Below are 26,291 nucleotides of genomic sequence, written 5' to 3'. Positions count from 1 at the left end.
TCGACCGCAGGCTAGTTCGATTCCGGACTGCTGATCAGGCCGGAATCGTCACAAGCACATCGCGTTCTCCGCTATCGGAAAGCTCTATAGTGGAACCTTTAATCTTGCGGCCGTTGACTTCCAGCGCCGTTGTTCTGGTGCCGGATGCTCTTTTGACCTGAATCTTGTAGATCGCACCGGCCAGATTTACTGTCGCAGCAAAGCCGTCCCAATGGGAAGGCAGCCTTGGCTCGATGCGGAGGCGGTCGCCTTCCTTGCGGATTCCAAGGATTCCTTCGATCGCCGCGCGGTACAGCCAGCCGGCCGACCCCGTGTACCATGTCCAGCCGCCGCGCCCGCCCTTGTTGCCTTCCGAGTAGATGTCGGCGGCGACCACATAGGGCTCGACCCGGTAAAGTTCGGCCGCGTCCGCGTCGAGCGCGTGGTTGACCGGGTTCAGCATCTGGAAGCAGCGCCAGGCGTCGTCGACACGGCCCATGTCGGCGAGCGCGATGACGAACCAGGTGGCGGCATGCGTGTACTGCCCGCCGTTCTCGCGAACTCCGGCAGGATAACTCTTGATGTAGCCGGGCTCCTTCTCCGTCTTGGCGAAGGGCGGTGTGAACAGCCTGACGATCTTCAACTCGTCGTCGACGAGCCGTTTCATGGCCGAATCCATCGCGGTCTCCGAGCGGGCGGGATCGCCGTGACCCGAAAGCACGCTCCACGACTGCGCGATGGAATCGATCTGGCATTCGTCCGAATTGCGCGAGCCAAGCGGCGAGCCGTCGTCATAGGTGCCGCGACGGTACCATTCGCCATCCCAGCCGGCACTTTCCAGCGCTTTCTTCAGTGTTTTCGCGTGCTTCAGCCAGGCCTGCGCGCGCTTGCCGTCTTTCTGGTCTTCCGCGATCGGAGCGAAATCCTCCAGCGTTTTCAATAGGAACCAGCCGAGCCATACGCTTTCGCCGCGGCCTTCCGCGCCGACACGGTTCATGCCGTCGTTCCAGTCGCCGCCAAGGATCAGCGGCAGCCCGTCCGCACCGGTCCGCTCGACGGCAAGGTCGAGAGCCCGGGCGCAATGCTCGTAGAGCGGCACCTTCTGCTTGGAGACTTCCGGCGTGAAGAATGCGTCGTGCTCGCCGGGAGCCAGTTTTGGACCCTCGATGAACGGCACGCTCTCCTTGAGGATCGAGGCATTGCCGGTAACGCGGATATAATGCGCTACCGCGTAGCCGAGCCAGACCACGTCGTCGGATATAAGGGTGCGGACACCCGCGTCGGTACGTGGCAGCCACCAATGCTGGACGTCGCCCTCCCTGAACTGCCGGCGGGCGGCGTTGAGGATCTGTGCGTGGGCCAGTTCGGGATCGTGGAGCAGTAGCGCCAGCGTGTCCTGCAACTGGTCGCGGAAGCCGAACGCGCCACTCGCCTGGTAAAAGGCAGAGCGGGCGCGAATGCGGCAAGCGAGGCTCTGATAGGGCAGCCAGTGGTTGACCATCGCGTCGAACGCCTTGTCGGGGGTCTCCACCTGCAGCGTGTCGAGAAAGCCGCGCCAGGTCCTGGTTGTTTCGTCAAGGCGCTTGTCGAAGTTCTGCGAGCGATGGCGGGTGACCAGCGCGCTCGCCTCTTCCGGGGAACTGGCATCGCCAAGCAGCCACAACAGCTTCACTTCGCCATTCGGCGGGATTTCGACGTCGCGCGCCATCGCGGCGCACGGATCGGCACCGGCCTCGATGCGGTTCGACAGTGCCGCGCCCGCCGCGACCGTTTCCGGCAGTTCGACCGAACCGCGCGCGCCGATGAATTCGTGGCGGTCGGCGGTGACACTGTCAGCCGCCTCGTCGCTGGCAAGGAAAGCCACCCGGTCGCCAAAGTCGAGGCTGTAGGTGTTGCGGGCAAGCACGGCGCCTGTCGCCGCATCCTGCGTGGGAATGATGTAAGGCGCCGAGCGCGACCGGCTCGAGCCCAGCACCCACTCGGCATAGGCATAGACCCGCAGGCGAAGCGGCACCGAGCCGGAGTTGCGAAGCGTCAGCTGCGAGATCTTGACCGGATCGGTCGGATCGACGATTTGCGTCACCTCCATGGACAGCGGACCGCGCCTGGCGCTGAAGCTGGAAAACCCCTGGCCATGGCGTGCTTCGTAGACGATCGACGTATCGCGTGCGATGGCCGCGAATGGCGAGAACGTCTTTCCGCTCGCATGGTCATGGACATAGATGGCTTCGCCGGGCCGGTTGCTGACCGGGTCGTTCGACCACGGCGTCAACTGGAAATCGCGGCTGTTGCGGCTCCAGGTGAAGGAAGCGCCTTCCGCGGATGTGTGGAAACCGAACGAGGCGTTCGAAATCACGTTCACCCAGGGTTGCGGCGTCGAGCGTTCATCGCCAAGCCGCACGACGTAATCGCGGCCGCCTCGGTCGAAGCCGCCGAAGCCGTTCCAGAAGGAAAGCTCTTCGGAGGGCGCCTGCTCCTTGCCGACGGCGCGCAGCTTTGGCGGCGCGGCGGGGCGGGGACGAGCTTCTTCGGCGGGTTCCGAGGCCAGCGCGGCCAACGCCGCGTCGCGGGTGGCCAGCGCGGTCGCCTCGGCGCGCTCCAGTTGATCGAAGATGGTGCCGTTGCGCGTATGGAAGGCGATGCGCGCCGCCGCCAGCAGCGTCCGGTAGGAGCTTTCGTCCATCAGGTCGCGGCGAACCGTGAAGATATGCTGGCGTGGTCCCAGTTCACGACCGCGCAGGCGGCTGTTTTCGCAATGCCACTCGATCGCCTGCTGCAGGTCCTGCACATAGGACGAGCCTTGCTCGTTGACGATCACCAGGTCGGCAACGAGGCCGCGAGCGCGCATGTACTCCTGGAAACGCAGGCTTTGCGCAACGATCTCGAGATCGGCCTGATCGCCGATCCTCAGGACGAAGATCGGATAATCGCCGGAAATCGCCATCGGCCACAGCGCCGACTGGCGGCCGAGGCCGGACGCTATCGACTGCGCGGCGATCCTGACCGACGGGTCGGGATAGATGAGATAGCGGGCGAGTTTCTGGACATTGGCTGCCTGGGTGAGCGTCAACCCGATATGCCGGGTCTGTACCTGCGAACCGGTCCAGGAAAGCATCGCTTGGCGCGAAAAACTCTCCGTGTGGTCGAGGCGGGCGATCGTTGCTTCGACTTCATCGCGGTTGGGTCCGACGACGCTCCAGAAGGTCAGCGACACTTTCTTGCGCGCCGGCACCCTGACCCTGCGGCGGATTGCGGCGACCGGGTCGAGCACGAAGCCGTGCGCTCCGGAAAGCTTGGCGCCCGGATCGAAAGCGGCGGCATTGGCAATCGAACGGCCGCGGCCGATGAAGGCGCGCCGGTCCGTTTCGGCCTCGATGTCGCGTCCGAAGCCCGAGCCGCCGCTGACGAAGTGGCCGAACGCGATGTCCGGGTCGTTCTTGTCGCGCTTGCGCCGGCTGGCAAAAATCGTGCTTTTATCGGCCGAAATTTCCGTTTCGACGAACATTTTCGAAAATGCCGGGTGTGCGCTGTCGGTAATTTCCGGCGCAAGCGCCAACTCGGCAAACGAGGTGACGTCGATCTGGCGATCCGTATTGCCCTCATTGGAGATGACGATGCGGCGCCCTTCGCCATTGCCTTCTGAAATGACGATGCATTCGACCTCCGAACGCAGGGTGCCGACAGATTTTATGAAGGTCGCCTTGTCGTCCGAGAAAAGCGTCTCGAGCGCTTCCTCGGGCGCCTGCTTCGGTTCGGCCGTCGCCGACCACCATTCGCCGGTCTCGGCATCGGTAATGAAGAGGTAGGTGCCGAGACGGTCCTCGGTCGGGTCTGGCTGCCAACGGGTGACCGCGAGGTCATCCCATTTGCTGTAACCGGAGCCGGTTGCCGTCACCATCACCGAATAGTGGCCGTTCGACATCAGATTGGTCGCGCGCAGCGAATGCAACGGGTTGAGTACGATGCGCGTATCGGGGCTGACTTCGACCACCTCCGCCTTGGCCCGTTCGGCAGCCTCCGGCTTGTTCACCGCGATGGGGATGTCGCGCGGTGCTTTCTCCTGCAGCAGCAGTTCGGCGGCCTCGATGACCGGATCGCTGTGGAAGCGGTCACGCATGCGGCCCTCGAAGATGGCGTTGGCGATTGCAACGATCGACATTCCCGAATGGTGGGCCATGTAGTTGTAGACGACGGCGCGGCGGTCACCCTCGGGCACCCGTTGCGGTGTGAAATCCACGGCATCGTAATAGCCGTAGCGGCCCATCGCGCCGATCAGCCGGAGCCGGCGAAGGTTTTCGGCTGCCTCATGCGGCATGAACTGCGCCGCGAGCACGCTCGCGTATGGCGCGATCACCGTATTCTGCGCCAGGCCGCGTTTGAGGCCGAGCCCGGGAACACCGAAATTGGTGTATTGATAGGTCATTTCGCGGTCGCGGCCATTGTAGGCGGCTTCTGAAATGCCCCACGGGATCTGCTTCGAGCGGGCATACTGGATCTGCCGCTTGATGATCAGGTGATTGGTCTGGTTGAGGAGGCCGCCCTGCGGTTCCTTCATCACCAGCGGCGGCATCAGGTATTCGAACATCGAACCCGACCACGACATCAGCGCGCCGCGGAAACCGATCTCGACGATCGGGCGGCCAAGCCGGAACCAGTGTTCGGTTTGGATGTCACCCTTGGCGATGGCGAACAGGCTGGTCAGCCGCGCCTCGGAGGCCAGAAGATCATAGCAGCTTTCGTCGAGTTGCTGCTCGCTGACCCGATAGCCGATGGACAGAAGCTTGCGGTCCTCGCGCAGCAGGAACGAGAAGTTCATTTCGAAGGCATATTTGCGGGCGCGGTCGCGCAACTGCTCCAGCCGTTTGCGCAGGGCAGCGAGATTGCCCTGGTCGCTGTGCGCATCATGGACATGCGCCTCGCAGGTTGCTTCAAGCTTGGCAGCCCAGCCGGCCAGTTCCTCGCTCTTCGCGGAGCCGGTCTCGTTCTGGATGGTGTCGGCGAGCTTGCGCAGTTCGGCGGCGATCACGGCAAGGTTGATGGTGCGGATCGAAGCCATTTCCGGCTCGTTCTTGATGGTTTCGACGGCACGGCGCATGCCGCCCAGACGATCGCGCAGGCGCTTGCGAAGCGGCCGCAATTGGCGACGGTCGTCGGGCAGGGCTTCCAGGCTCTCTTCGAGGATGGTGACGGTGTCGAGCAGTCCATCGAAATCGCCCTGCAGATGTACGGCGGGCGCCTCCGCCCATTCCTGGCATGCCGCAGAGAGTGCGATCAGGTGACCGGCGAGATTGCCGCTGTCGACGCTCGAGATGTAGAGGGGGAACAAGGGCTTGAGCGTGCGCGTGTCATACCAGTTGTAGAGATGGCCGCGATGGCGCTCCATGCCCTCGATGGTGGAAAGGGTCGCCTCGATCCGGTCGACGGCATTTGCCAGGCTTATCCAGCCAAAATCCCGCGCCGAGACCACCGAGAGGAAATAAACACCGATGTTGGTCGGCGAGGTGCGACCGGCGACAACCGGCGCCGGGTTTTCCTGGAAGTTGTCCGGCGGCAGGTGGTTGTGTTCGGCTGTGACGAAGGTTTCGAAATAAAGCCAGGTGCGACGGGCGATGGCGCGCAGCCGCAGGCGATCCTGGTCGCCGATCTCGAGCCGGTCCTCGGTTTCGGCGGAGCGACTGATCAGCCATGCAAACGCCGGCGAAAGAATCCAGAACAGCGAGAAGATCAAAGCGAGATACAGGCCGGAGGATTCGAACAGCAGCGGCAGCAAAGGTCCAGCAAGGCCGATCACCACGGCGCCATACATCATGCGATAATACGCCTTGATGTCGTTGCCGCGCGTTTGTCCGGCCTGGGAGGCCGTGCGCCATTCGAGCAGGTAACGCCGGCTGATGAATAGCCGATAGAGGGTGCGGACTATGGCGTCGCCCATCATCCACGCCGTGTCGGCGATCAACACGATCTTGAGTGCCACCTGCGCGGTGCCGAAGGCAAAGTCGCGGGCAAGCGCGTTGATGTGGCCGCGCAGCGTGGTGTCGCGGCTGTCCGGCAGGAGAGAGTCGACGACGTCAAACGTCAGCGCCACGAAGATGCTGAGGATCAGCAGCGCCTGCCACTGGACCGCCGCGCTGAAGGGCAGCAGCGTCCAGCCGGCGATCGATGCCAGAACCCAGGCGATCGGGGTGAGCGAGCGGCGAAGATTGTCTATCATCTTCCAGCGCGAGAGGGCCGGAACGCCTGAGGAGGGGCTGAAGATAAAAGGCAGCAACTGCCAGTCGCCGCGCGCCCAGCGATGGTGACGGGAGGCGTCCACGGCATAGCGGGTCGGATAATCCTCCACCACTTCGATATCGGTGACCAGGGCGGCACGGGCAAGGGCCCCCTCCAGGAGATCGTGGCTCAGCACCGTGTTTTCGCCGATGCGGTCTTCGAGCGAAGCCTCCATCGCATCGATGTGGTAAAGGCCCTTGCCGGTGAAGGTGCCGTCGCCGAATACGTCCTGGTAGACGTCCGAGACCGCGAACACATAAGGATCGAGGCCGCGATTGGCAGAGAATACCCGCTGGAAGAATGAAGCATCGTCACCGGTCGTCAGCGAGGCGGTGACGCGCGGCTGCAGGATGCTGTAGCCGGCAATGACGCGACGCGTCTGAGGATCGAAGACCGGGCGGTTGAGCGGGTGGCCGAGCTTGCCGACCAGGCGGGTGATTGCGTCACGGGTCGTGCGTGTGTCCGCATCGAGCGTCATCACATAGACAACGCCTTCAGGCAGCGGGTCGGTGTTTGGCAGGAAGGTCGTGTCCGGGTCGCCGCGCAACAGGTGGTTCAGTTCGTGCAGTTTGCCGCGCTTGCGCTCCCAGCCCATCCAGCAGCCTTGCGCCTCGTTGTAGAGCCGGCGGCGATGCAGCACGTGGAACCTGGGCGAACCCTGGAGCGGGTAGCGCTGGTTCAGTTTTGCGATCTCCTCGCGCGCGAAATCGAGTAGCTGAAGATCCGACGGCTTCTGCTCGAGATCACTGTCCGGCCAATCCGACAGCAGCGCGAAGCGCAAATCACCTTTGCTGTTGGCCAGATAGTGAACCTCCAGATTGCGGATGTTCTCCTCGATATCGTCTCGGGAACCGATGAGAGCCGGCACGACGACCAACGTGCGCTCTTCTTCCGGAATGCCGTCCTTGTATTCATAGCCGACGAGCCGCGTTGGCTTCAGAAAAAGCAGTACGGCGGTGTTGAAGAGCCCGAGCGTCGCCTCCGCCGCCGGCAGGGCGAACAGAACCAGCATCAGCGCCACCGCGGCACCGGACAGCCCGAGCGCTGCCAGCGCCGCGCCGGTCACCCACAGGAACAGCGCGGTCAGCAGCGCAACAGGGATGGCGATGCCTGCCCAGCCGCTTTTCTGGAACGAGCGGTTGATTTTTCGGCCAAAGCTCGGCCGATAGCCGATGGCCTGCTCGAGTTCTTCGCGCCGGTCGCCGACGAGCCAGAAGCCGATGTCGTCGGGGCCGGCCAGCTTGACGGGGACTGCGGCGGAATCGGCCTGGCCGGACGAAGCCTCTGCCTCGGCAGCGTCGGCTGCCGCGCTTGCAAGCTGCAAGGCGCGGTCGGCAACATAATATTCGCTGAGCTTGGAACGCTTGGCCAGATCTTCGATCGCCTGGCGGTATTGGTCGCGCGACGGGAAATCCAGCGCGGCAAAGTCGGTTCGTTCGCGCAGCAGTGCATCGACCCGGCTGATCGCCTCGAACCAGTCGGTCCACTCGATGTCGTTGATCTTGCGGAGTCCGCGGATGATGTTGCCGGTGGTGACATTGCCGCTGGAAAGCGTGCGATGCTCTCCGATGATGATTTCCTCGGCGTCGGACCCTGACTTTTCCAACTCGCTTTCCAGCCAGACCAGCGCCTTGCCCGCGTTCTGGGAGCCGTCGCGAAGCCTGTAGAGGAGCTGTGTTGCAAAAGTTGTGTCGCGCGCGTGCTCCGCATAGCCGGCAAGGATGTTGCGCCGCTCGTCACCGTCTCCCGCTGCAAGCACCGCATCGGCAACCGTGTTGGCAGTCAGCCTCAGTTCGCGCGCCCGGTTCACCCGCAAGGCGAGCCGGCGCAAGTTCTCGATCAGCACGAAACGCAGGAGCGAGGGCAGAGCCCAGAGTTCGCCGATGCGCAGCGGATCGACCGACTGATAACCCTCGACGATCGACTGGAACATGTCGGGGGTGACCGTGCTGTCGACGTGGGCGACATAGATCCACGCGAGCGCCAGAGCTCGTGGTATCTGGCGTCCTCCGATGTCTATGGTCGGCAACTCGCGATAGAAACGGCGCGGCAGGTCGCGGCGGATCTGATAGATGGTCTCTTCCACCAGATAGTGATTGTCGAGCAGCCACTGTGCCGCGGGGGTGATGGTTTCCCCGCGGGCCTGGGCGTCATTGGTCAGGCGATAAACTTCGAGTATTTTCGCGGCGTTCTCGCGATTGCGTTCCTGGAAGTCGAAGGTCTCGAGCCCATAGAAGAATTCCAGCTCGCCCCTGGCCAGACTCTCGCCGAGTTTCCTCAGTTTGTCTTCATGAAGAAAAGTCGAGCGGATTGGTAGTTCGGCATCTGCTGGAAGCGGGTGAATTCCTTTTTCCAAATGGGTGGGCTCAGTCCGGATATTCATTCATTCCAATCCATACAACATGAATCGAGCCGCGCCGTTGCCGGTGCAGCCCACGCCTAAAGCATTTCAGGGCGTCTTGGTTGCATTCTATATCCTGCCGCAAAGGCAATTTCTATTTCGCAACGCAACAAAAAGATTATTGCGATGCGATGGAACCAGAGGCAGATAGCCGAGTTATTGGAGCATTCTGCGGCAAACGTGCCCTGCCGTGACCTCAATTAATATTTCAGGAAGAACCATGCACCGGAAAATTCGGAAAGCCGTCATCCCTGCCGCCGGTTTTGGAACCCGCATGCTGCCGGCGACCAAAAGCATCCCGAAAGAACTCCTCACCATCGTCGACCGGCCGATCCTCGACTACATCGTCGCGGAAGCATTTGCGTCGGGTATCGAACATGTCGTGATCGTCACCGGACGTATGAAATCCGCGATCGAGGATCATTTCGACCACGCTTTCGAGCTTGATGTCTCACTGCGCAAGGGCGGCAAGCATGCCGTCGCGGACAGGCTGGCCAAAGACACGCCAGGCGTCGGCGCGGTTTCGTTCGTCCGCCAGCAGGAGGCGCGCGGCCTCGGCCACGCAATCTGGTCGGCACGCCATATTGTCGGCGACGAACCGTTTGCCGTGCTCCTGCCCGACATGCTGATGGTCGCCGGCGAGCCGTGCCTCAAGTCGATGACCGGCATCTACGACCGCAACGGCGGCAACGTGATCGCCGTCGAGAAGTGCCGACCGGAAGACGCGCACAAGTTCGGCATCGTATCGCTGAAGCCCACCGGCAACGGACCGCTGGTCAACGGCTTGGTCGAAAAGCCGGCGCCGGGCACCGCGCCGACGAATTTCTTCATCTCGGGCCGTTATATCCTGCAGCCGGAAATCTTTGCCCTGCTCGAAAACCAGGAGCCTGGGGCGGGCGGCGAAATCCAGCTCACCGACGCGCTGGTGTCGCTGATGGGAATGCAGGAGATTCGTCCGTTCGAATTTGCCGGTCAGACATTCGATTGCGGTTCGCCAGCCGGCTTCGTCGGCGCCAATTTGCACATGGCCATGCAGCGTGCCGACATTGCCGAGGCGATCGGCCATCAGATCGACGCGCTCTCCATGCTGGCCCGGCCCGGAATGGGTTCGAAGGCTGCCTGACAGGCGCGGTCCGGACATGCATAGAAGCGCCGCCTCGTGCGGCGCTTTTTCGTTTTGGCAGGAACCTTTGCCGTTGCAGCATTTTCCGGTTGCGCCGATTTGAGCCTTCCGCATGCTGCCCGGGTAGCGATTCCGCGCTGTTCGCGCGGATGGGAGCATTCGTGGAATGACGGAAAAGATATCGCTCAAGACGGCGCGCCGTATCGTGCTCAAGGCGCAAGGCTTCAGCGAGCCGAAGCCAGGCGGCAACGTCGACCGCCGCCACCTGAAGAAGGTGCTGGCTCGGCTCGGGCTTTTCCAGATCGATTCCGTCAGCGTCATCGTGCGCGCACACTACATGCCGCTGTTCTCCCGCCTTGGGCCTTACCCGCAGTCGCTGCTCGACGGAGCGTCGGTCGGCCGCAAACGGCTTTTGTTCGAATACTGGGCGCACGAGGCTTCGCTGCTGCCCGTCGAAAGCTATCCATTGATGCGCTGGCGGATGGAGCGGGCTGAAAGAGGCAAGGGCACCTATGGTGCGCTCGCGCGATTCGGCCGCGAACGTGCCGATTTCATCGAAGCGGTGTTTTCCGAGGTCGAAAAACGTGGACCCATTGCCGCGTCGGATTTCGACGGCGAGCGTGGTTCCGGCGGCTGGTGGGGCTGGAGCGATACCAAGCACGCGCTCGAATTCTTGTTCTGGGCAGGGCGCATCACCACCGCCGAGCGCCGGCCGAGCTTCGAAAGGCTCTACGATCTGCCGGAGCGGGTGCTGCCGAAGGCGGTTCTGGCCATGCCGACGCCGGAACCGAAGGATGCGCACCGAGAATTGCTGCGCATTGCCTCGCGGGCGCTCGGTGTGGCGACCGCGAGCGACCTGCGCGACTATTTCCGCATGTCGCCGGGCGACGCCGACCCGCGCATTGCCGAACTGGTCGAAGCCGGCGACCTGTTGCCGGTAAAGGTCGAAGGCTGGACGAACAAGGCGTATCTCGATCCAAACGCACGGCGGCCGCGAAAGGTCGATGCGCGCGCGCTTCTCGCGCCGTTCGACCCGCTGGTGTGGGAGCGTTCGCGCGCCGAACGGTTGTTCGATTTCCACTACCGCATCGAGATCTACACGCCGGCCGAGAAGCGGGTGTTCGGGTATTATGTTCTGCCGTTCCTCCTCGGCGAAAGGCTGGTCGGTCGGGTGTCGCTCAAGGCGGACCGGGCAGCAGGCAAGCTTCTGGTTCACGCGACTTATGCGGAAAAGCATGCGCCCGACCATACGGCCGAGGCGCTGCTGGGCGAACTCAGGAGCATGGCCGCCTGGCTGGAGCTCGACGGCATCGAAATAACGAATTCAGGCAATCTGGCGCCGGCGCTGCTGGATGTGGCGGGCAGCGCAAGCATCGCCGCCTGAATTTCAGGGCAGCCAGTCGGCAAGCCGTGCCTTGCGCACGTCGCGCAGCAACCGGATGAACCCTTCGGCCTGGAACTCGGCGGTCAGCCGGCCTTTTTCGGCGGTTGCTATGCTGGCGTCTCCGACCACGCCGTGCGGATTGAGGTCGGTGGCGATCCAGGCGAATGCGTGGATGCCGGTCTGCCGCAAAAGGTCGAATTCCTGCTCGGCGCGGGCGACATTGGAGACAAAGTTCTCCGCCTTTCCCATGTCGACCAGATCCGGGCGGAAATGCAGCATCAGCGATGTCTCGACGTTGCCGCCGTGGATCCCCTGACGATCCTCCAGTTCGGTGTACATGCCTTCTGGACGGCCGAAGCGCTGCCAGCTCGTCTTTACCGACATCATGCCGAACCGCACGCGCAATTCGCGCGAGACGATGCCCATGATCTCCTCGTTGCCGCCATGCGAATTGACGAAGACGATTTTCCTGACGCCGGCTCGCGCCACCGAGGCACCGAGTTCGGTCCAGGCGTCGATCAGCGTTGCCGCCGGCAAGGTCAGCGTGCCGGGCGCGTGAAGGTGCTCGTTCGACTTGCCTACCGCCTGGACCGGCAGGAACCGCACGTCGAGTTCGTCGGGCAGATGCTGGATCACCATGTCCAGCATGCCTTGCATGATGGTGGTGTCCGTCGACACCGGCAGATGCGGACCGTGTTGTTCGATCGCGGCGACGGGGATGACGGCGATCGTCGCCTCGGGATCGATCGATTGATATTCGGTGGTCCGGTAGTCGCCCCACCACACGCGTCTGTTATCGCTGGACAATATACGGGCCTCGTTCGCGTCTGCCCGGCCAGATGCCGGGGGCAGTTTTCTTCCTTTCCGCAGAAGGCGGTGCGGTTTAGATGGCGCGCGGGCGGAAAAAAGTAAACTGTCCCTGGAGCTACCCTGCGGCGATCACTTCGATCTCGACCTTGAATTCCGGTCGGGCGAAGCCGGAAACGATCATTAGCGTCGACGCCGGCGCGGGGTCGGAAAACAGCCGATCACGCACATCCATATAGGCGCGCAGATAGGCGCGGTCGGTGACATAGGCGTTGATGCGCACGATGTTCTTCAAATCCATGCCGGCTTCACCGAGGATCGCGCCGATGTTGGAAAAGCAGAGTTCGGCCTGCGCGCCCGCATCGTCCGGGACGCTGTCGTCCGGTCCGATTCCCAGTTGTCCGGAACAGAAGACCAGGCGTTTTCCTGGCGGTACCTCGACGCCGTGGCTGTAGCGGGCGAAAGGCGGCTTGATCGTTTTTGGGGCGAGAAATCCGAACATCTCAATCTCCGGGTAAGCGGCCAGCCTAAAGCCGGAACCTCCCGTGCTTCAAGCGTTGCTTTCAAGCCTCGCCGCGATGGACAGCAGCCCGGAAAATGGGCACCATGACGAAGGAAGCAGCATGAATGGAACCGCGACGCGAGGGCAAGGCGTAGGATTTCTGCCCTGCGTTGTGGCACATGTCTTGCGTGGTGAGATTCCGGTGTCGAAAATGCCCGCAGCCTTGAGCGCCGGGCAGAAGGGGGTGGTGTCGATGACGAAGAAATTCAGGGTGTCCGGGATTGCGGCTGCAATGCTTGCCGTGTCGGTGTCGGTGACGTTCGCGGCGGAAAAGGTCACTTTCATGACCAACTGGCTCGCCCAGGCCGAACATGGCGGCTACTACCAGGCCGTGGCCGACGGCACCTATGCGGCCTGCGGCCTCGACGTGACGATCGCGCCGGGAGGCCCTCAGGTGAGCGGCCGCCCGCTGCTGCTTGCCGGCAAAGTCGATTTCTACATGGGCGGCAACCTGCTTCAGGCGTTCGACGCGGTGCAGCAGAACATCCCGCTCAGGATCGTCGCCGCATCCTTCCAGAAGGAACCACAGGTGGTGATGTCGCATCCCGGCCAGGGTCTCGACAAATGGGAGGACCTCAAGAACGCCGAACAGTACATTCTCGGCGACGAGGGAGCCCAGAGCTTCTTCCAGTGGATGATCACCGACTACGGCTTCGATCCCGCCAAGCGCGCGCCCTATACGTTCAATGCCGCGCCCTTCATCGCCAATCCGAAATCGATCCAGCAGGGCTACGTGACTTCCGAGCCATATGCCGTTGAAAAAGAAGGCGGTTTCAAGCCGAACACCTTCCTGCTCGCCGACTATGGTTTCGAGACCTACGCGACCACGATCGAGGCTATGCAGGAGACCATCGACAAGCGGCCGCAGGTCGTCCAGTGCTTCGTCGATGGCTCGGCCAAGGGCTGGTACAATTATCTCTACGGCGACAACAAGGCTGCCAACGAGATGATCAAGAAGGACAACCCCGATATCACCGACGAGCAGATCGCCTTCTCGATCAAGCAGATGAAGGAATTTGGCATCGTCGATTCCGGCGATGCCGAAAAACTCGGCATCGGCGCGATGACCGACGAACACATCGCCAAGTTCTACGAAACCATGGTCAAGGCGAAGGTCGTGCCGGAAGGTCTTGATATCAAAAAGGCCTACACGCTGGATTTCGTGAACAAAGGCGTCGGGGTCGACCTGAAGAAGTGAACCCGACCGTTTCAGCATGCTCCAGCGTACCGAAGTGCAGAACGAGGCGTCCCGATGAATGAAGGCGCCCCGCTTCTGGTGATGGACGGCGTTGGCAAGACGTTTTCGAATGGCGTCACCGCGCTCGATGATGTGAACCTGACCATCGGGGAAGGCGATTTCCTCAGCCTCCTCGGCCCTTCAGGCTGTGGCAAGTCGACGGCGCTCCGCCTCATCGCGGGCCTGTCGGTACCAACCCGCGGCAGGCTGGACTGGCGCAAGGAAATGGGAGACGACTGCGTCGGGTTCGTTTTCCAGGAACCGACGCTGCTGCCATGGGCCAGCGTCTTCGACAATGTCTGGCTGCCGCTTCGCCTGCGCGGCGTATCGCGCGCCAAGGCGGCGCCGGCGGTGCATGAACTGCTTGAGCGCGTGCACCTCTCAGGTTTCGAGAACGCCGTGCCGCGCGAACTTTCCGGCGGCATGAAGATGCGGGTTTCGATCGCACGCGGTCTGGTCACCAAGCCGCGTGTGCTTTTGATGGATGAGCCTTTCGCGGCACTGGACGAAATCACCCGGTTCAAGCTCAACAACGACCTGCTCGAACTCTGGCAGGACGAGCGCTTCACCGTGGTTTTCGTCACCCACAGCGTTTTCGAAAGCGTTTTCCTGTCGAACCGCATCGTCGTGATGGCGGCGCGTCCGGGTAGGGTGCATGAGGAAATCGCCATCGATGCGCCATATCCGCGCGACGAGGCCTTCCGCACCTCGCCAGGATATGCCGCGCTTTGTCGGCAGGCATCGGATGTGCTGGTCCTTGCGATCAATTCGACACATGGAGCCGCGGCATGACGATCACCGAGAGCCGGGCCGTGGCGCTCGATCCGGAAGAAGCGCGGCGGCTGCGCAACGCACGGCTGGAGCGTATCGGACGCTGGCTGCTGCCGCTGACCATCATGGTACTGGCAATCTGGCTGTGGGACCGCATCTGCGTCTGGAACGAGATACCGCAATACATCCTGCCGCGGCCGGGCGTCGTTTTGCAGACGCTTCACAAAGACGCCGGGCTGCTGTTCGGGTCGCTGCTGGTGACCTTGAGGATCACCTTTCTCAGCCTTGCGCTTGCAGTGATCGGCGGCGTTGGGCTGGCGGTACTGTTCACCCAGTCGAAATGGGTGGAGATGTCGTTCTTCCCCTTCGCGGTTGTGCTGCAGGTGACGCCGATTGTGGCGATCTTCCCGCTCATCAACATCTACGTGGACAACCAGACCGCCAAGCTCCTGCTGTGCGCGTGGATCGTCGCGTTCTTCCCGATCCTCTCCAACACGACGCTCGGCCTGAACTCGGTCGATCGCAATCTGCGCGATCTGTTCCGACTGAACGGCGCGACCCGCTGGCAGGAACTGTGGCACCTCAGGCTCCCGGCGGCGATGCCGTATTTCCTCGGCGGCCTGAAGATCGCCGGCGGCCTGTCGCTCATCGGTGCGGTGGTGGCCGAGTTCGTCGCCGGTGCTTCCGGGCAATCGTCCGGGCTCGCCTCGCGCATCATCGAAGCCGGCTACCGGCTCAACGCGCCACGGCTTTTCGCGGCGCTGATCCTCATCTCGCTGACCGGCATCGTCATTTTCCTGGTGCTGTCGCTCGTCTCGCATCTCGCTCTGCGCCGCTGGCACGAGAGCGCTCTGAAGCAGGAGGGGTGATGGAGCAGTGTGCCAAAACACCGGAATGCCGTCGATGATTCCCGCATCCGGCGCTTTCACCCTTTCCAACGCCCGTCTGCATCAATCGCTGACTCCCGGCCTTCAGGCGGCGTTCGACAGCGACGGTTTTGCGCTGACCGACATTGCGGTGGACGGCGGCAAGGTTGCATTGATCGAAGCAGCCGGAAGGAAACCGGTGCAGGACGCCATCGACCTCGCCGGCCGCATCGTGCTGCCGGCTTTCGTCGACTGTCACACCCATATCGACAAGGGGCACATCTGGCCACGCACACCGAACCCGGACGGCTCGTTCACGGGCGCGCTCAATGCGAACGGCGCTGACCGGAGAGCATACTGGAGCGCCGAGGACGTGGCGCGGCGCATGGATTTCTCGCTGCGATGCGCCTACGCGCACGGCACAAAGGCGCTGCGCACCCACATCGATAGCGAACGACCGCAGGACGAAATCTCCTGGCCGGTCTTTATCGACATGCGCGAACGCTGGCGCGGGCGGATCGAATTGCAAGGTGCCTGCCTGTTCGGCATCGAGGCGGCCCGCGACAAGAAGTGGCTCGCCGGTCTGGTCAAAAGGGTGGCGGCCGCGGGCGGCGTGCTCGGCGCCGTCACCTATATGGTTCCTGATCTGGAGGAACTTCTCGACCGGGTCTTCGCGGCGGCGATCGAACATGGGCTCGACCTCGACTTCCACGCCGACGAGACCGACGATGTCTCGGCGATCTCGCTGAAGAAGATCGCCGAAGCCGCATTGTGGAACGGCTTCGAGGGAAAAATCCTGGTTGGCCATTGCTGTTCGCTGGCGCGCCAGCCCGACCTCGATGTGCTCGATACGCTGGACAAGGTGGCGCGCGCTGGAATTTCCGTCGTCTCGCTGCCGATGTGCAATCTCTATCTGCAGGATCGACGGCAGGACGGCACCACGCCGCGCTGGCGCGGCGTCACGCTGCTGCATGAGATGAAAGCACGGGGTATTCCGGTCTGCGTCGCCTCCGACAACACCCGCGACCCGTTCTACGCTTACGGCGACCTCGACATGCTGGAGGTCTACCGCATGGCGACGCGCATCCTGCATTTCGACCACCCCGTCGGCGACTGGCCGAAGACGATCGCCGCCACGCCTGCCGCGGTAATGCGGCTCGATGGGGCAGGGGTACTTGCCGCGGGTGGCCCTGCCGACTTCATTGTCTTCAAGGGCCGCAACTGGACCGAACTTCTTTCGCGGCCGGAATCGGATCGCATTGTCGTCCGCGATGGCAAGGTGATGCCCCGCGACCTGCCAGACTATGCCGAACTCGACGATCTGATGGTGGGATGATGGATATTGCGGCGCTGAAGCGCGACCTCGACGGCATCAGGATCGAGGACAACGACAAGATCGTCCAGCAGAAGAGCCGCGACTTCTACTGGTACAGCCCCGTGCTGAAGCGCCAGCTCGACCACGTCACCGGCGATCTGGTCGTGTCGCCGAAGAACGAGGCGGAAGTTATCCACATACTGTCTGCATGTTTCCGTCATGGCGTTCCGGTGACGCCGCGCGGTACCGGCACCGGCAACTACGGGCAGGCGATGCCGCTTTCCGGTGGCGTCGTGCTGTCCTTGGCGGAGATGAACCAGGTGACCGCGATTTCACCTGGCCGGGTCGTCACCGGCCCCGGTGCGATCCTCGCCGATATAGACCGGGCGACGCGGGCGCATTCCGGCCAGGAACTGCGCATCCACCCCTCGACCTACAACACCGCCTCGGTTGGCGGCTTCATCGCCGGCGGTTCCGGTGGTGTCGGCTCGATCAATTTCGGCGGCCTGCGCGATTTCGGCAATGTGCTGCGGCTGCGTGTGGTCACCATGGAGGCGGAGCCCAGGGCGCTGGAGTTGACCGGCGAGGACCTGCACAAGGTGACGCACGCCTACGGCACCAACGGCATCATCACCGAAGTTGAGATGCCGTTGACGGCTGCCTACGACTGGGTTGACGTCATCGTCGGTTTCGAGAGTTTCATGGGGGCTGCGCGCTATGGCAACGCGCTGGCCTGCCAGGACGGCATTCTGACCAAATTGGTCACCCCCCTCGCCGCACCCGCGCCGCAGCTTTATTTCAAGCGGCACCAGAAGTTCTTCGGCGAAGGCCAGAGCATCGTCGCGGTCATGGTAGCGCCGCATGCGCTCGACGCCTTTCTGGCTTTCACCCGCCGTGAAGGCGGTGCGGTGGTCTACAATGCCGCGATGGCGAGCGACGACGACAGGAAGGGCTTGCCGCCGGCCTACGAACTCGCCTGGAACCACACGACACTGCGTGCGCTGCGCGTCGATCCGTCGATCACCTATCTGCAATCGCTCTATCCATTTCCCGACCAGCTGGCGCTGGTCGAGAAGATGGACGGGATGTTTCCCGGCGAGGTGTTTTCACATCTCGAATTCGTGCGCTTCGACGGCAATATCACCTGCTTCGGCCTGCCGCTGGTCAAATTCACCACTGAGGAGCGGCTGGACGAGATCATCCGGATTTTCGAGGAAAACGGCTGCCCGATCTTCAACCCGCACCGCTACACGCTGGAGGAGGGCGGCATGAAGCAGACCGACGACATCCAGCTCGCTTTCAAGCGCGAGGCGGATCCGCAAGGATTGCTCAATCCGGGCAAGATGATCGCCTGGGAAAATCCGGATTACGACTACAGGAGCGGCAAGACGTTTTTGTTCAAGGGCCTGCAGCAGGTGGGCTGACGGGGCAACATGTGAATATCCTCGTCCTCCATGCGCATCCGGTCGAAACCAGTTTCAGCGCGGCTCTCCATCGCATCGTTGTCGAACGCCTAACGGCCGGCGGCCACAGCGTCGACGCCTGCGATCTCTATGCGGAAGACTTCGATCCGCGCATGAGCCGCGCCGAGCGATTGGGCTATCACGATGCTCCCGCCAACATCGAAAATGTTCGCGGCTACGTCGAGCGCCTGCGCAAGGCCGAGGCGTTGGTACTGGTGTTTCCAGTGTGGAACTACGGTTATCCAGCCGTACTGAAGGGCTTTTTCGATCGCGTCTTCCTGCCCGGCGTTTCCTTCAAGATGGTCGACGGCAAGGCGAAGCCCAACCTCCATAACATCCGCAAAGTCGCGGCGGTGGCGACCTATGGCGGCAGCCGCTTCCGCGCTATGCTCGTCGGCGACCCGCCGCGCAAGCTGGTCACGCGGCTTCTTCGTTCGACGGTCAAACCCTTCGCGCCGGTATCCTATCTCGCGCATTATTCCATGAATCTCTCGACGGAAAGGTCGCGCGAAAAATTCATGGCGAAAGTTGCGGCCGCGATGGGAACATTCTGATGCGCGTGCTGGTCGTCTATTGCCACCCGCTGCCGGACAGTTTTTGCGCGGCGGTGCGCGACACCGTGTTGGAGGCGATCGCGGCCAAGGGTTGCGAGGCGCGCCTGGTCGATCTCTACGCCGAAAAATTCGATCCGGTGATGTGGGCCGACGAGCGCCGCATCTACAATCAGGCGGCGCCCGCAGACCCGGCGCTGCAGGCGCATATCGAGTATCTCAAATGGGCCGAGATGATCGTCTTCGTTTATCCGACATGGTGGTACGGCCTGCCTGCGATGCTGAAGGGTTGGCTCGACCGCGTCTGGGCGACCGACGTCGTCTTCACGTTGAAGGGCGACGGCATGATCGTCCCCTTGATGACGCATATTTCGAAGATCGCGGTGGTGACCACCTGCGGCGCGCCGCTCTGGTGGTCGCATCTGGTCGGGCATCCGGGACGGAAAACCATCCTGCGCGGCATCCGTGCGCTGTGTGCCAAACGCTGCAGGACATTGTTCCTGGCGCATTATCTTATGGATGCCTCGACGCCGCAGACGCGTACGGCGTTCTTAGGCAAGGTGAGGCGCAAGCTGGAAAGGTTTTGAGTTTCCTTTTCCTCCTCCCCGCTTGCGGGGAGAAGGTGGCCCGAAGGGCCGGATGAGGGGGCGGAGCCGACTTCCCCGGATTTGCACTGCCCCTCATCTGCTTGCCGGCATCTTCTCCCCGTAAACGGGGAGAAGAGAGCTACATCCGCACCCGTTCAGCCCTGGGATCGTACATCGGCTTCAGCGTTGCCTCGGCGGCAAACCGCTCGCCGGCGATCTCGATCTTGTAGGACGAGCCAAGCACATCGGCTTCGGTTTCGTCCTTGCAGGAGACATAGCCAAGGCCGATGGCGCCGCCGAGATGGTGGCCGTAATTGCCCGACGTGATGGTGCCGACGATCTTTCCGTCCCGCACGATCGCCTCGTTATGAAAGAGCAGCGGTTCCGGATCGGTTAGCTTGAACTGGACGAGCCGGCGGTTCAATCCGGCTTCCTTCTTGCGCAGCACCGCATCGCGGCCAAGGAAATCCTTCTTGCCGGTCTTCACCGCGAAGCCCAGACCAGCCTCCAGCACGTGATCCTCGTCGGTGATGTCGTGGCCGAAATGCCGGAAGGCCTTTTCGATACGGCAGGAATCCAGCGTGTGCAGGCCGCAAAGCTTCAGGCCGAATTCCTGGCCGGCTTCTTCCAGCGCCTCGAACACATGCGCCGTCTGGTCCGTCGAGACATAAAGTTCCCAGCCAAGCTCGCCGACATAGGTGACGCGGTGGGCGCGTGCGAGACCCATGCCGATCTCGATTTCCTGCCATGTGCCGAACGGATTTTTCTCATTCGAGAAATCGTTCGGGCTCACCTTCTGAATCAGGTTTCTTGCGTAAGGGCCCATCAGGCAAAGCACACTCTCGGCCGCCGTCACGTCGGTGATGACGACGAACTCGTCGGCAAGGTGTTTTCTCAGCCATGCAAGGTCGCGCTGCAAGGTAGCGCCGGGTACGACGGCCAGGAAGGCCGTTGGCGACAGACGGGTAACGGTGAGGTCGCTCTCGATGCCGCCGCGCTGGTTGAGCATCTGCGTGTAGACGATCTTGCCGGGCGCCACGTCCATATCGTTGGCGCAGAGCCGCTGTACGAAGGCGAGCGCATCGCGGCCTTCGATGCGGATCTTGCCGAATGATGTCATGTCGAACAGGCCGACGCCGTTGCGTACGGCCAGATGTTCCTCGCGCTGATTATCGAACCAGTTCTGCCGCTTCCAGGAGTAGCGGTACTCGCGCTCCTGGCCGTCGCGGGCAAACCAGTTGGCGCGCTCCCAGCCCGCCACTTCGCCGAACACCGCGCCGCGCGCCTTCAAATGTTCATGTAGCGGCGAGCGTCTCACGCCGCGCGACGTGACCACCTGGCGATACGGGAAATGATCGGCGTAGAGCAGGCCAAGCGTCTCCGAGACACGCTCTTTCAGGTAACGCCGGTTCTTCTGGAACGGCTGGGCGCGCCGGATGTCGACTTCCCACAGGTCGAACGGGGCTTCGCCGTCGTTGATCCATTGCGCCAGCGCCATGCCGGCGCCGCCGGATGAGACGATGCCGATCGAATTGTAGCCGGCAGCGATCCAATATCCGCGCAATTCCGGCGTCTCGCCGAGATAATAGCGGTCGTCGGGCGTGAAACTTTCTGGGCCGTTGAAGAAGGTATGGATGCCGGCGGTGGCGAGCATCGGCATGCGGTTGACGCCCATTTCGAGGATCGGCTCGAAATGATCCATGTCTTCCGGCAATTGGTCGAAACAGAAATCCTCCGAAATGCCGTCCATGCCCCATGGTTTCGCCACCGGCTCAAAGGCGCCGAGCATCATCTTGCCCGCATCCTCCTTGTAGTAGGCGCACTCGTCGGGCACCCGCAGCACGGGCAGGCGGGAGAGGCCGGGGATCGCCTCGGTGACGAGATAAAAATGCTCGCAGGCGTGCAGGGGAACGGTGACGCCGCTCTGTCCGGCGAGTTCGCGCGCCCACATGCCGGCGCAGTTGATGACGATGTCTGTCTCTATGGTGCCTTCTTCGCCGCCTTTCGCCCAGGAAACGCCAGCGACGCGTCCGTTTTTCGTGTGGACCTTCGTTACCTTCACGTTCTCGACGATCCTTGCGCCGCGCTGCCGGGCGCCTTTGGCTAGCGCCATGGCTATGTTCGCCGGGTCGCACTGTCCGTCGAGCGGCAGGTGCACCGCGCCGACCACGTCGGACACATTGAGATGCGGGTACATCTCCTTGACTTCACTGGGAGAAATTTCGCGCACATCGATATCGAAAGCGCGTGCGAGCGAGGCCTGGCGGTAAATTTCGTGCTTGCGCTCCTCGGTCAACGCGACGGTGATCGAACCGACTTGACGCATGCCGGTGGCGACGCCGGTTTCTTCCTCGAGCTTGACGTAGAGGTCGGCCGAATATTTGGCGAGCCGCGTCATGTTCTGCGAGGCGCGCAATTGGCCGATCAGGCCCGCCGCATGCCATGTCGTGCCCGAGGTAAGCTGCTTGCGCTCCAGAAGCACGACGTCGGTCCAGCCGAGCTTGGCCAGATGATAGGCGACCGAGCAGCCTGAAACACCGCCGCCGATGATGACGGCGCGTGCCTTGGACGGCAGCTGGCTCATGCGGACTTGCTTTCAGTGACAGTTCCATAGTCGCCGACGAAGCGCTTCAGGCGGCTTGCGGCCTCCTTCAAGACTTTCTCTGGCTGGCAGAGGCTGATGCGGATATGGCCTGCCGCCGCGTCGCCGAAGCTTGCACCCGGCATGACCGCGACCTTTTCCGCATCGAGGAAGGCCCAGGCAAATTTTTCGCAGTCCGGTTCGACGGCACGGATGTCGAGCATCACGTACATGCCGCCTTCCGAGCCGCGCACCACCACATTGTTGAGGCCGCGCATTTCTTCCAGCCATACATTCCGGCGTGCGGCGTAGCGCTCGGCGATCTCCTTGACGCCATAGCCCTGTTCGAGCGCCTCGACCGCCGCCCGCGAAACGAAATCCGTGAGGCCGTAGGTTGTCACCAGGTTCAGGCTGATCAGCAGCGTGATGATTTCCTCCGGCCCGGTCAGCCAGCCGATGCGCCAACCGGTCATGCCATGGCTCTTGGACATCGAGTTGATGACCAGCGTGCGCTCCGCCATGCCGGGCAGGGCGCGCGGCGAAACATGTTCGCCGCCGCCGAGTGTCCAGTAGACTTCGTCGGAGAGCAGCCAGAGATCCTGCTTGCGACAGATGTCGGCGATACCTTCGAGCGACTTGCGCGAATAGACCGCGCCGGTCGGGTTGTTCGGCGTGTTGATCAGGATGGCGCGCGTGTTGGGCTGCAGCGCCTTGCGGATCGCCTCTGCACGCGGCTGGAAGCCATCCTCAGCCACCGTCTCCACCACGGTGAATCCGGCGCCGGCGGCCCGGAATGTGCCGGGGTAAGTAGCATAATAAGGGGCCACAACGATCGCGTGGCCACCGGGATCGAGCACGCCCTGCACGGCCGCGTAGAGTGCCGCCTGACCGCCCGGGGTGGCGATGACCTCGTTGGCGGAGGTCGGCACGCCGGTGGCGCGTGTCGAGATCTTCGCCATCGCCTCGCGCAAGCGCGGAATGCCCGGAAGCTGGGTGTAGTGGTGGAAGCCGCCGCGCACCGCGGTGACGCAGGCTTCGACGGTTTCGGACGGCGTGTCGAAATCATGGTCGCCGACCGAAAGCATGATGATGTTCTCGCCGGCCTGATGGCGGTTCATGGCGGCGAAATGCACTTCCCAGCCATCCTTGCCGGAAGGGGTAATGCCGGTAATGCGCGAAGATGGACGGGGCATGCTAGCTCCTCAGTCTTTCGTTCTGTGAATCCCACAATGGCTTGTCTTCCTGCACCACCGCCGGAAAGTTCTCGCCGAAAATCTCGACCTCGATCCTGGTGCCGGGCACTGCGAGGTCGGCGCGGATCATGCCGAGCGCGATCGATTTGTCTACCCGGTAGCCGAAGCCTCCCGACGTCGTCTCGCCGACGATTTTCCCGTCGTGCCAGAGCGGCGACATATAGGACGCGTCGTTTTCACCGGCTTCGACCACCAGAGTGACGAAGCGCTTCTTCACGCCCTGCTGCTTTTCGTTGAGCAATGCAGCCTTGCCGCGGAACTCCGGCTTGTCCCATTTGACGAAGCGCTCCAGCCCGCCTTGCAGGATGGTGTAGTCGGTCGAGAGGTCGCCTTTCCAGGCACGGTAGCCCTTTTCGAGCCGCAGCGAATCCAGTGCGAACATGCCGAACGGTTTCAGGCCATACTTCTGGCCGGCGGCCCAGACAGCGTCGAAGACTGCCGCCGTGTCCTCCACCTTGGTGTGGATTTCCCAGCCGAGTTCGCCGGCGAAGGAAACGCGGACCAGTTGCAGCCAGCGGCCGGCAATCTGGCAGGACTGATGCGACAGCCATGGCAGTGCAAGATCGGCATCTGTGATCTCGGCCAGGATTTTGCGCGCATTCGGCCCGGAGAGGATCTGGCAGCTGAAACGCTCGGTGGCGTTTTCCAGAGTCATTTTCGTGTCTTGCGGTAAACGGTTCTTCAGCCACTCGAAGTCATGCAGTTCCGCCACTGAAGCCGTGATCAGGAAGAACAGGTTCTCGTCGAGTGCCATGATCGACATTTCGGTGACGATGCGGCCCTTGTCGTCGGCGAAATAAGCAAGGCCGATGCGGCCTGGCTTGGGCACCATGCCGGTGATCATCGTGGCCAGCCAGTCGCGGGCGCCGCCGCCCTGCAGGCGGAAGCGCGAGAAGCCGGGCAGGTCCAGGATGCCGGCGGCGTCGCGGACGGCGAGACATTCCTCGCGGATTCTTTTTTCCCAAGGGCCGGAGCGAGCAAAAGTCTGGGTGGATTCCTCCGAGGTGTCGTCGCCCGGCTTCGCGAACCAGGTGGCGCGCTCCCAGCCATTGTAGGCATTGAACTGCGCGCCGAGTGCCTTCATGCGTTCATGCAACGGCGAGAGTTTCTGGTCGCGGCCAGCCGGCCAGGCATGACGCGGAAACTGGATGGCATATTCGTGCCCGTAGATTTCCATGCCCTTGGCGACGGCGTAATCGTGATCCGCTGCGAATGCGGTGAAGCGGCGCGGATCGCACGACCATATGTCCCATTCGGTCTGGCCTTCCGTCACCCACTCGGCCAGCACTTTTCCCGCGCCGCCGGCCTGTGCGATGCCGAAAGTGAAGACGCAGGCCTCGAAAGCATTGGGCACACCCGGCATCGGGCCGATCAGAGGGTTGCCGTCGGGCGTATAGGGGATCGGGCCGTTGATCACCTTGGAAAGGCCGGCGGTGCCAAGGATCGGCACACGTGCGGTGGCGTCGTTCAGATACCATTCCAACCGGTCGAGATCGTCGGGGAAGAGCTGGAACGAGAAGTCTTCCGGCATCGGGTCATTGTGGGTTGCCCAGTGCGCGCGGCAGTTCCGCTCGTACGGGCCGAGATTCATTCCGTTCTTTTCCTGGCGCAGGTAATAAGACGTGTCGACGTCACGCAGGAGCGGCAGTTTTCCACCGTGCTCCCTCGACCAGGCGGCCAGTTCGGGAATTTCGTCGAACAGGATGTACTGATGGCTCATCACCATCATCGGAATGTCGCGGCCGAACAGTTTGCCGACCTCCTTGGCCCGGTAACCGGCGGCATTGACGACATATTCGCAGCGGATCTCGCCTTGCGGCGTCTCGACGATCCAGTCGCCGTTTTCGCGCCTGACCCCGGTGACGGGACAGAAACGTACGATCTTCTGGCCCATGTCGCGAGCGCCCTTGGCGAGCGCCTGAGTCAGTTGCGCCGGGTCGATGTCGCCGTCGCTCGGATCATAGAGCGCGCCCTTCAGGTCGTGTGTCTCGATGAACGGATAGCGCGCCTTGATTTCGTCGAGACCGATCACGTCGATATCCATGCCCTGGTAGCGGCCCATGCCCCTGGCGCGCTGGAACTCCTGCATGCGCTCCTTGCTGTGCGCCAGCCGCAGCGACCCGGTGACGTGATAGTTCATGGGGTAGTCGACCTCTTTCGCGAGGCCCCGGTAGAGCTCGGTCGAATAGCGCTGCATGTTCATCAGCGACCACGACGACGAAAAGGTCGGCACGTTGCCGGCGGCATGCCAGGTGGAACCGGAGGTCAGTTCGTTCTTTTCCAGCAGCACGCAGTCGGTCCAGCCGGCTTTCGCCAGATGGTAGAGCGAGGAAACGCCGACGGCGCCGCCACCGATGATGACCACCCGCGCGGAGGAGGGGAATTCAGCCATATGCGTTTTCCTCAATAAACCGGCGGGGACACCACCCAGATGACCACGGCCGGCTCGGTTCCCGGATTTTTCCAGCGGAACGGCTTGTTGTCGAAACGGAAGCTGTCGCCTGCCGAAAGGCTATGCCAGATGCCGTCGATCTCGATGTCGAAGAGACCCGAAACCAGATAGCCGGCTTCCTCGGTCGGACGATGCGCGGCCGCTTTCAACTCCGCGCCGGCTGCGAATTCGGACCGCAGCACCTCGAAGCTGCCGCCGAGGTCTGGCGACAGGAGTTCCTCGACCAAGCCAGAATCGCTGGTGCCGAGTGAGCGCCGATGCCCAGCCCGAACGATAACGCCGCGCTCGTGTTCATTTTGCACCTCGTGGCCGAAGAACAGGCTGATCGGCACCGCGAAAATATCGGCGAAGGCCCGGAGGTCGGCGATCGAAGGGGTCGACAGGCCACGCTCGACCTGGCTCATCCAGCCGACCGAACGCCCAAGCCGCAGCGCCAGTTCGGCCAGGGTCAGGCCGCGCGATTTGCGCAGCGCGCGGATGTCGCGCGCCAGGAGCTGATTGCTTGAAGGCGCTTCGTCGCGCGCTAGTTCGGCTGGCAGGGACAAGGGCATCTCATGAAAATTTCGAACAGATTTTCACGGAAGCCGAGTCCGGTGGAAAATTCAAGCGAAATCCGGTCTGGGCCAAGATTTGCTTGCGGGAAAGAGGCGGCTGGTGCAAAGCCAGAAAAAACCGGAGAGGGGCTTGCG

15 protein-coding genes and 1 pseudogene are annotated in these 26,291 nt (G+C 62.6%); 9 read left to right on the top strand and 7 right to left on the bottom strand.

Features of this window, described 5'->3' with window-relative positions; genetic code table 11:
* Positions 1 to 34: 34 nt before the first annotated feature.
* Positions 35 to 8,632, bottom strand: coding sequence for a GH36-type glycosyl hydrolase domain-containing protein (locus OHD58_RS13665; protein ID WP_263803911.1), 8,598 nt, complete (start codon positions 8,630 to 8,632; stop codon positions 35 to 37).
* Between the two features lie 238 nt (positions 8,633 to 8,870).
* On the opposite strand from OHD58_RS13665, the gene OHD58_RS13660 reads away from it, so the two are divergent.
* Both OHD58_RS13660 and OHD58_RS13655 read left to right on the top strand, forming a co-directional pair.
* Positions 8,871 to 9,773, top strand: coding sequence for a UTP--glucose-1-phosphate uridylyltransferase (locus OHD58_RS13660; protein WP_263803910.1), 903 nt, complete (start codon positions 8,871 to 8,873; stop codon positions 9,771 to 9,773).
* A gap of 166 nt (positions 9,774 to 9,939) precedes the next feature.
* Positions 9,940 to 11,157, top strand: coding sequence for a winged helix-turn-helix domain-containing protein (locus OHD58_RS13655; RefSeq protein ID WP_263803909.1), 1,218 nt, complete (start codon positions 9,940 to 9,942; stop codon positions 11,155 to 11,157).
* A 3-nt stretch (positions 11,158 to 11,160) separates the two neighbouring features.
* On the opposite strand, the gene OHD58_RS13650 is transcribed toward OHD58_RS13655, so the two are convergent.
* Both OHD58_RS13650 and OHD58_RS13645 read right to left on the bottom strand, forming a co-directional pair.
* Positions 11,161 to 11,964: a creatininase family protein gene (locus tag OHD58_RS13650; RefSeq protein WP_263803908.1), complete on the bottom strand. Its 804-nt coding sequence runs from the start codon at positions 11,962 to 11,964 to the stop codon at positions 11,161 to 11,163.
* Between the two features lie 118 nt (positions 11,965 to 12,082).
* Positions 12,083 to 12,466 (bottom strand): RidA family protein, encoded by a 384-nt coding sequence (locus OHD58_RS13645; protein ID WP_263803907.1) that lies wholly within the window; start codon positions 12,464 to 12,466, stop codon positions 12,083 to 12,085.
* A gap of 253 nt (positions 12,467 to 12,719) precedes the next feature.
* Between OHD58_RS13645 and OHD58_RS13640 the strand changes: the two genes are divergently transcribed.
* The 7 genes and pseudogenes from OHD58_RS13640 to OHD58_RS13610 all read left to right on the top strand — a co-directional run bounded on the left by OHD58_RS13640 (position 12,720) and on the right by OHD58_RS13610 (position 19,316).
* The gene (locus tag OHD58_RS13640) at positions 12,720 to 13,724 is read left to right on the top strand and encodes an ABC transporter substrate-binding protein (protein ID WP_263804225.1); all 1,005 of its coding nucleotides are present in this window, start codon (positions 12,720 to 12,722) and stop codon (positions 13,722 to 13,724) included.
* 54 nt (positions 13,725 to 13,778) lie between these two features.
* Positions 13,779 to 14,562, top strand: a pseudogene (locus OHD58_RS13635) (ABC transporter ATP-binding protein); the annotation flags it as partial.
* Positions 14,552 to 15,403: an ABC transporter permease gene (locus OHD58_RS13630; protein WP_263803906.1), complete on the top strand. Its 852-nt coding sequence runs from the start codon at positions 14,552 to 14,554 to the stop codon at positions 15,401 to 15,403. The pseudogene OHD58_RS13635 and the gene OHD58_RS13630, both read left to right, overlap by 11 nt.
* A 34-nt stretch (positions 15,404 to 15,437) precedes the next feature.
* Entirely contained in the window at positions 15,438 to 16,736 is a 1,299-nt protein-coding gene (locus OHD58_RS13625; RefSeq protein ID WP_263803905.1) for a cytosine deaminase, read from the top strand.
* Entirely contained in the window at positions 16,736 to 18,139 is a 1,404-nt protein-coding gene (locus tag OHD58_RS13620; protein WP_263804224.1) for an FAD-binding oxidoreductase, read from the top strand. Before OHD58_RS13625 ends, OHD58_RS13620 begins: the two co-directional genes overlap by 1 nt.
* 11 nt (positions 18,140 to 18,150) lie before the next feature.
* The gene (locus OHD58_RS13615; protein ID WP_263803904.1) at positions 18,151 to 18,732 is read left to right on the top strand and encodes an NAD(P)H-dependent oxidoreductase; all 582 of its coding nucleotides are present in this window, start codon (positions 18,151 to 18,153) and stop codon (positions 18,730 to 18,732) included.
* The gene (locus OHD58_RS13610; RefSeq protein WP_263803903.1) at positions 18,732 to 19,316 is read left to right on the top strand and encodes an NAD(P)H-dependent oxidoreductase; all 585 of its coding nucleotides are present in this window, start codon (positions 18,732 to 18,734) and stop codon (positions 19,314 to 19,316) included. Before OHD58_RS13615 ends, OHD58_RS13610 begins: the two co-directional genes overlap by 1 nt.
* Before the next feature lie 139 nt (positions 19,317 to 19,455).
* Here OHD58_RS13610 and OHD58_RS13605 read toward each other — a convergent pair whose 3' ends face one another.
* From OHD58_RS13605 to OHD58_RS13590, 4 genes are read right to left on the bottom strand one after another with little or no spacing between them, the layout of a single operon-like run.
* Positions 19,456 to 21,900, bottom strand: coding sequence for a GcvT family protein (locus OHD58_RS13605; RefSeq protein ID WP_263803902.1), 2,445 nt, complete (start codon positions 21,898 to 21,900; stop codon positions 19,456 to 19,458).
* Complete coding sequence (locus OHD58_RS13600; RefSeq protein ID WP_263803901.1) at positions 21,897 to 23,090, bottom strand: pyridoxal phosphate-dependent aminotransferase; 1,194 nt, start codon at positions 23,088 to 23,090, stop codon at positions 21,897 to 21,899. The genes OHD58_RS13605 and OHD58_RS13600 overlap by 4 nt, the downstream gene beginning before the upstream one ends.
* Before the next feature lies 1 nt (position 23,091).
* Entirely contained in the window at positions 23,092 to 25,542 is a 2,451-nt protein-coding gene (locus OHD58_RS13595) for a GcvT family protein (RefSeq protein WP_263803900.1), read from the bottom strand.
* Positions 25,543 to 25,553: 11 nt separating this feature from the next.
* Entirely contained in the window at positions 25,554 to 26,153 is a 600-nt protein-coding gene (locus OHD58_RS13590; RefSeq protein ID WP_263803899.1) for a helix-turn-helix domain-containing protein, read from the bottom strand.
* Positions 26,154 to 26,291: the final 138 nt, after the last annotated feature.

The organism is Mesorhizobium sp. ZC-5, assembly GCF_025753855.1.
Lineage (GTDB): Bacteria > Pseudomonadota > Alphaproteobacteria > Rhizobiales > Rhizobiaceae > Neomesorhizobium.
Note: the sequence above shows the minus strand (reverse complement) of the source record. Positions and strands in the feature narration are given on the sequence as shown.

What these genes read in the sequence shown, in the direction of transcription:
- OHD58_RS13645 (WP_263803907.1), bottom strand. Translation starts at nt 12,466, where the DNA reads ATGTTCGGATTTCTCGCCCCAAAAACGATCAAGCCGCCTTTCGCCCGC.
- OHD58_RS13590 (WP_263803899.1), bottom strand. Translation starts at nt 26,153, where the DNA reads ATGCCCTTGTCCCTGCCAGCCGAACTAGCGCGCGACGAAGCGCCTTCA.
- OHD58_RS13625 (WP_263803905.1), top strand. Translation starts at nt 15,438, where the DNA reads ATGATTCCCGCATCCGGCGCTTTCACCCTTTCCAACGCCCGTCTGCAT.
- OHD58_RS13630 (WP_263803906.1), top strand. Translation starts at nt 14,552, where the DNA reads ATGACGATCACCGAGAGCCGGGCCGTGGCGCTCGATCCGGAAGAAGCG.
- OHD58_RS13595 (WP_263803900.1), bottom strand. Translation starts at nt 25,542, where the DNA reads ATGGCTGAATTCCCCTCCTCCGCGCGGGTGGTCATCATCGGTGGCGGC.
- OHD58_RS13610 (WP_263803903.1), top strand. Translation starts at nt 18,732, where the DNA reads ATGCGCGTGCTGGTCGTCTATTGCCACCCGCTGCCGGACAGTTTTTGC.
- OHD58_RS13620 (WP_263804224.1), top strand. Translation starts at nt 16,736, where the DNA reads ATGGATATTGCGGCGCTGAAGCGCGACCTCGACGGCATCAGGATCGAG.
- OHD58_RS13660 (WP_263803910.1), top strand. Translation starts at nt 8,871, where the DNA reads ATGCACCGGAAAATTCGGAAAGCCGTCATCCCTGCCGCCGGTTTTGGA.
- OHD58_RS13655 (WP_263803909.1), top strand. Translation starts at nt 9,940, where the DNA reads ATGACGGAAAAGATATCGCTCAAGACGGCGCGCCGTATCGTGCTCAAG.
- OHD58_RS13600 (WP_263803901.1), bottom strand. Translation starts at nt 23,090, where the DNA reads ATGCCCCGTCCATCTTCGCGCATTACCGGCATTACCCCTTCCGGCAAG.
- OHD58_RS13605 (WP_263803902.1), bottom strand. Translation starts at nt 21,900, where the DNA reads ATGAGCCAGCTGCCGTCCAAGGCACGCGCCGTCATCATCGGCGGCGGT.
- OHD58_RS13665 (WP_263803911.1), bottom strand. Translation starts at nt 8,632, where the DNA reads ATGAATATCCGGACTGAGCCCACCCATTTGGAAAAAGGAATTCACCCG.
- OHD58_RS13640 (WP_263804225.1), top strand. Translation starts at nt 12,720, where the DNA reads ATGACGAAGAAATTCAGGGTGTCCGGGATTGCGGCTGCAATGCTTGCC.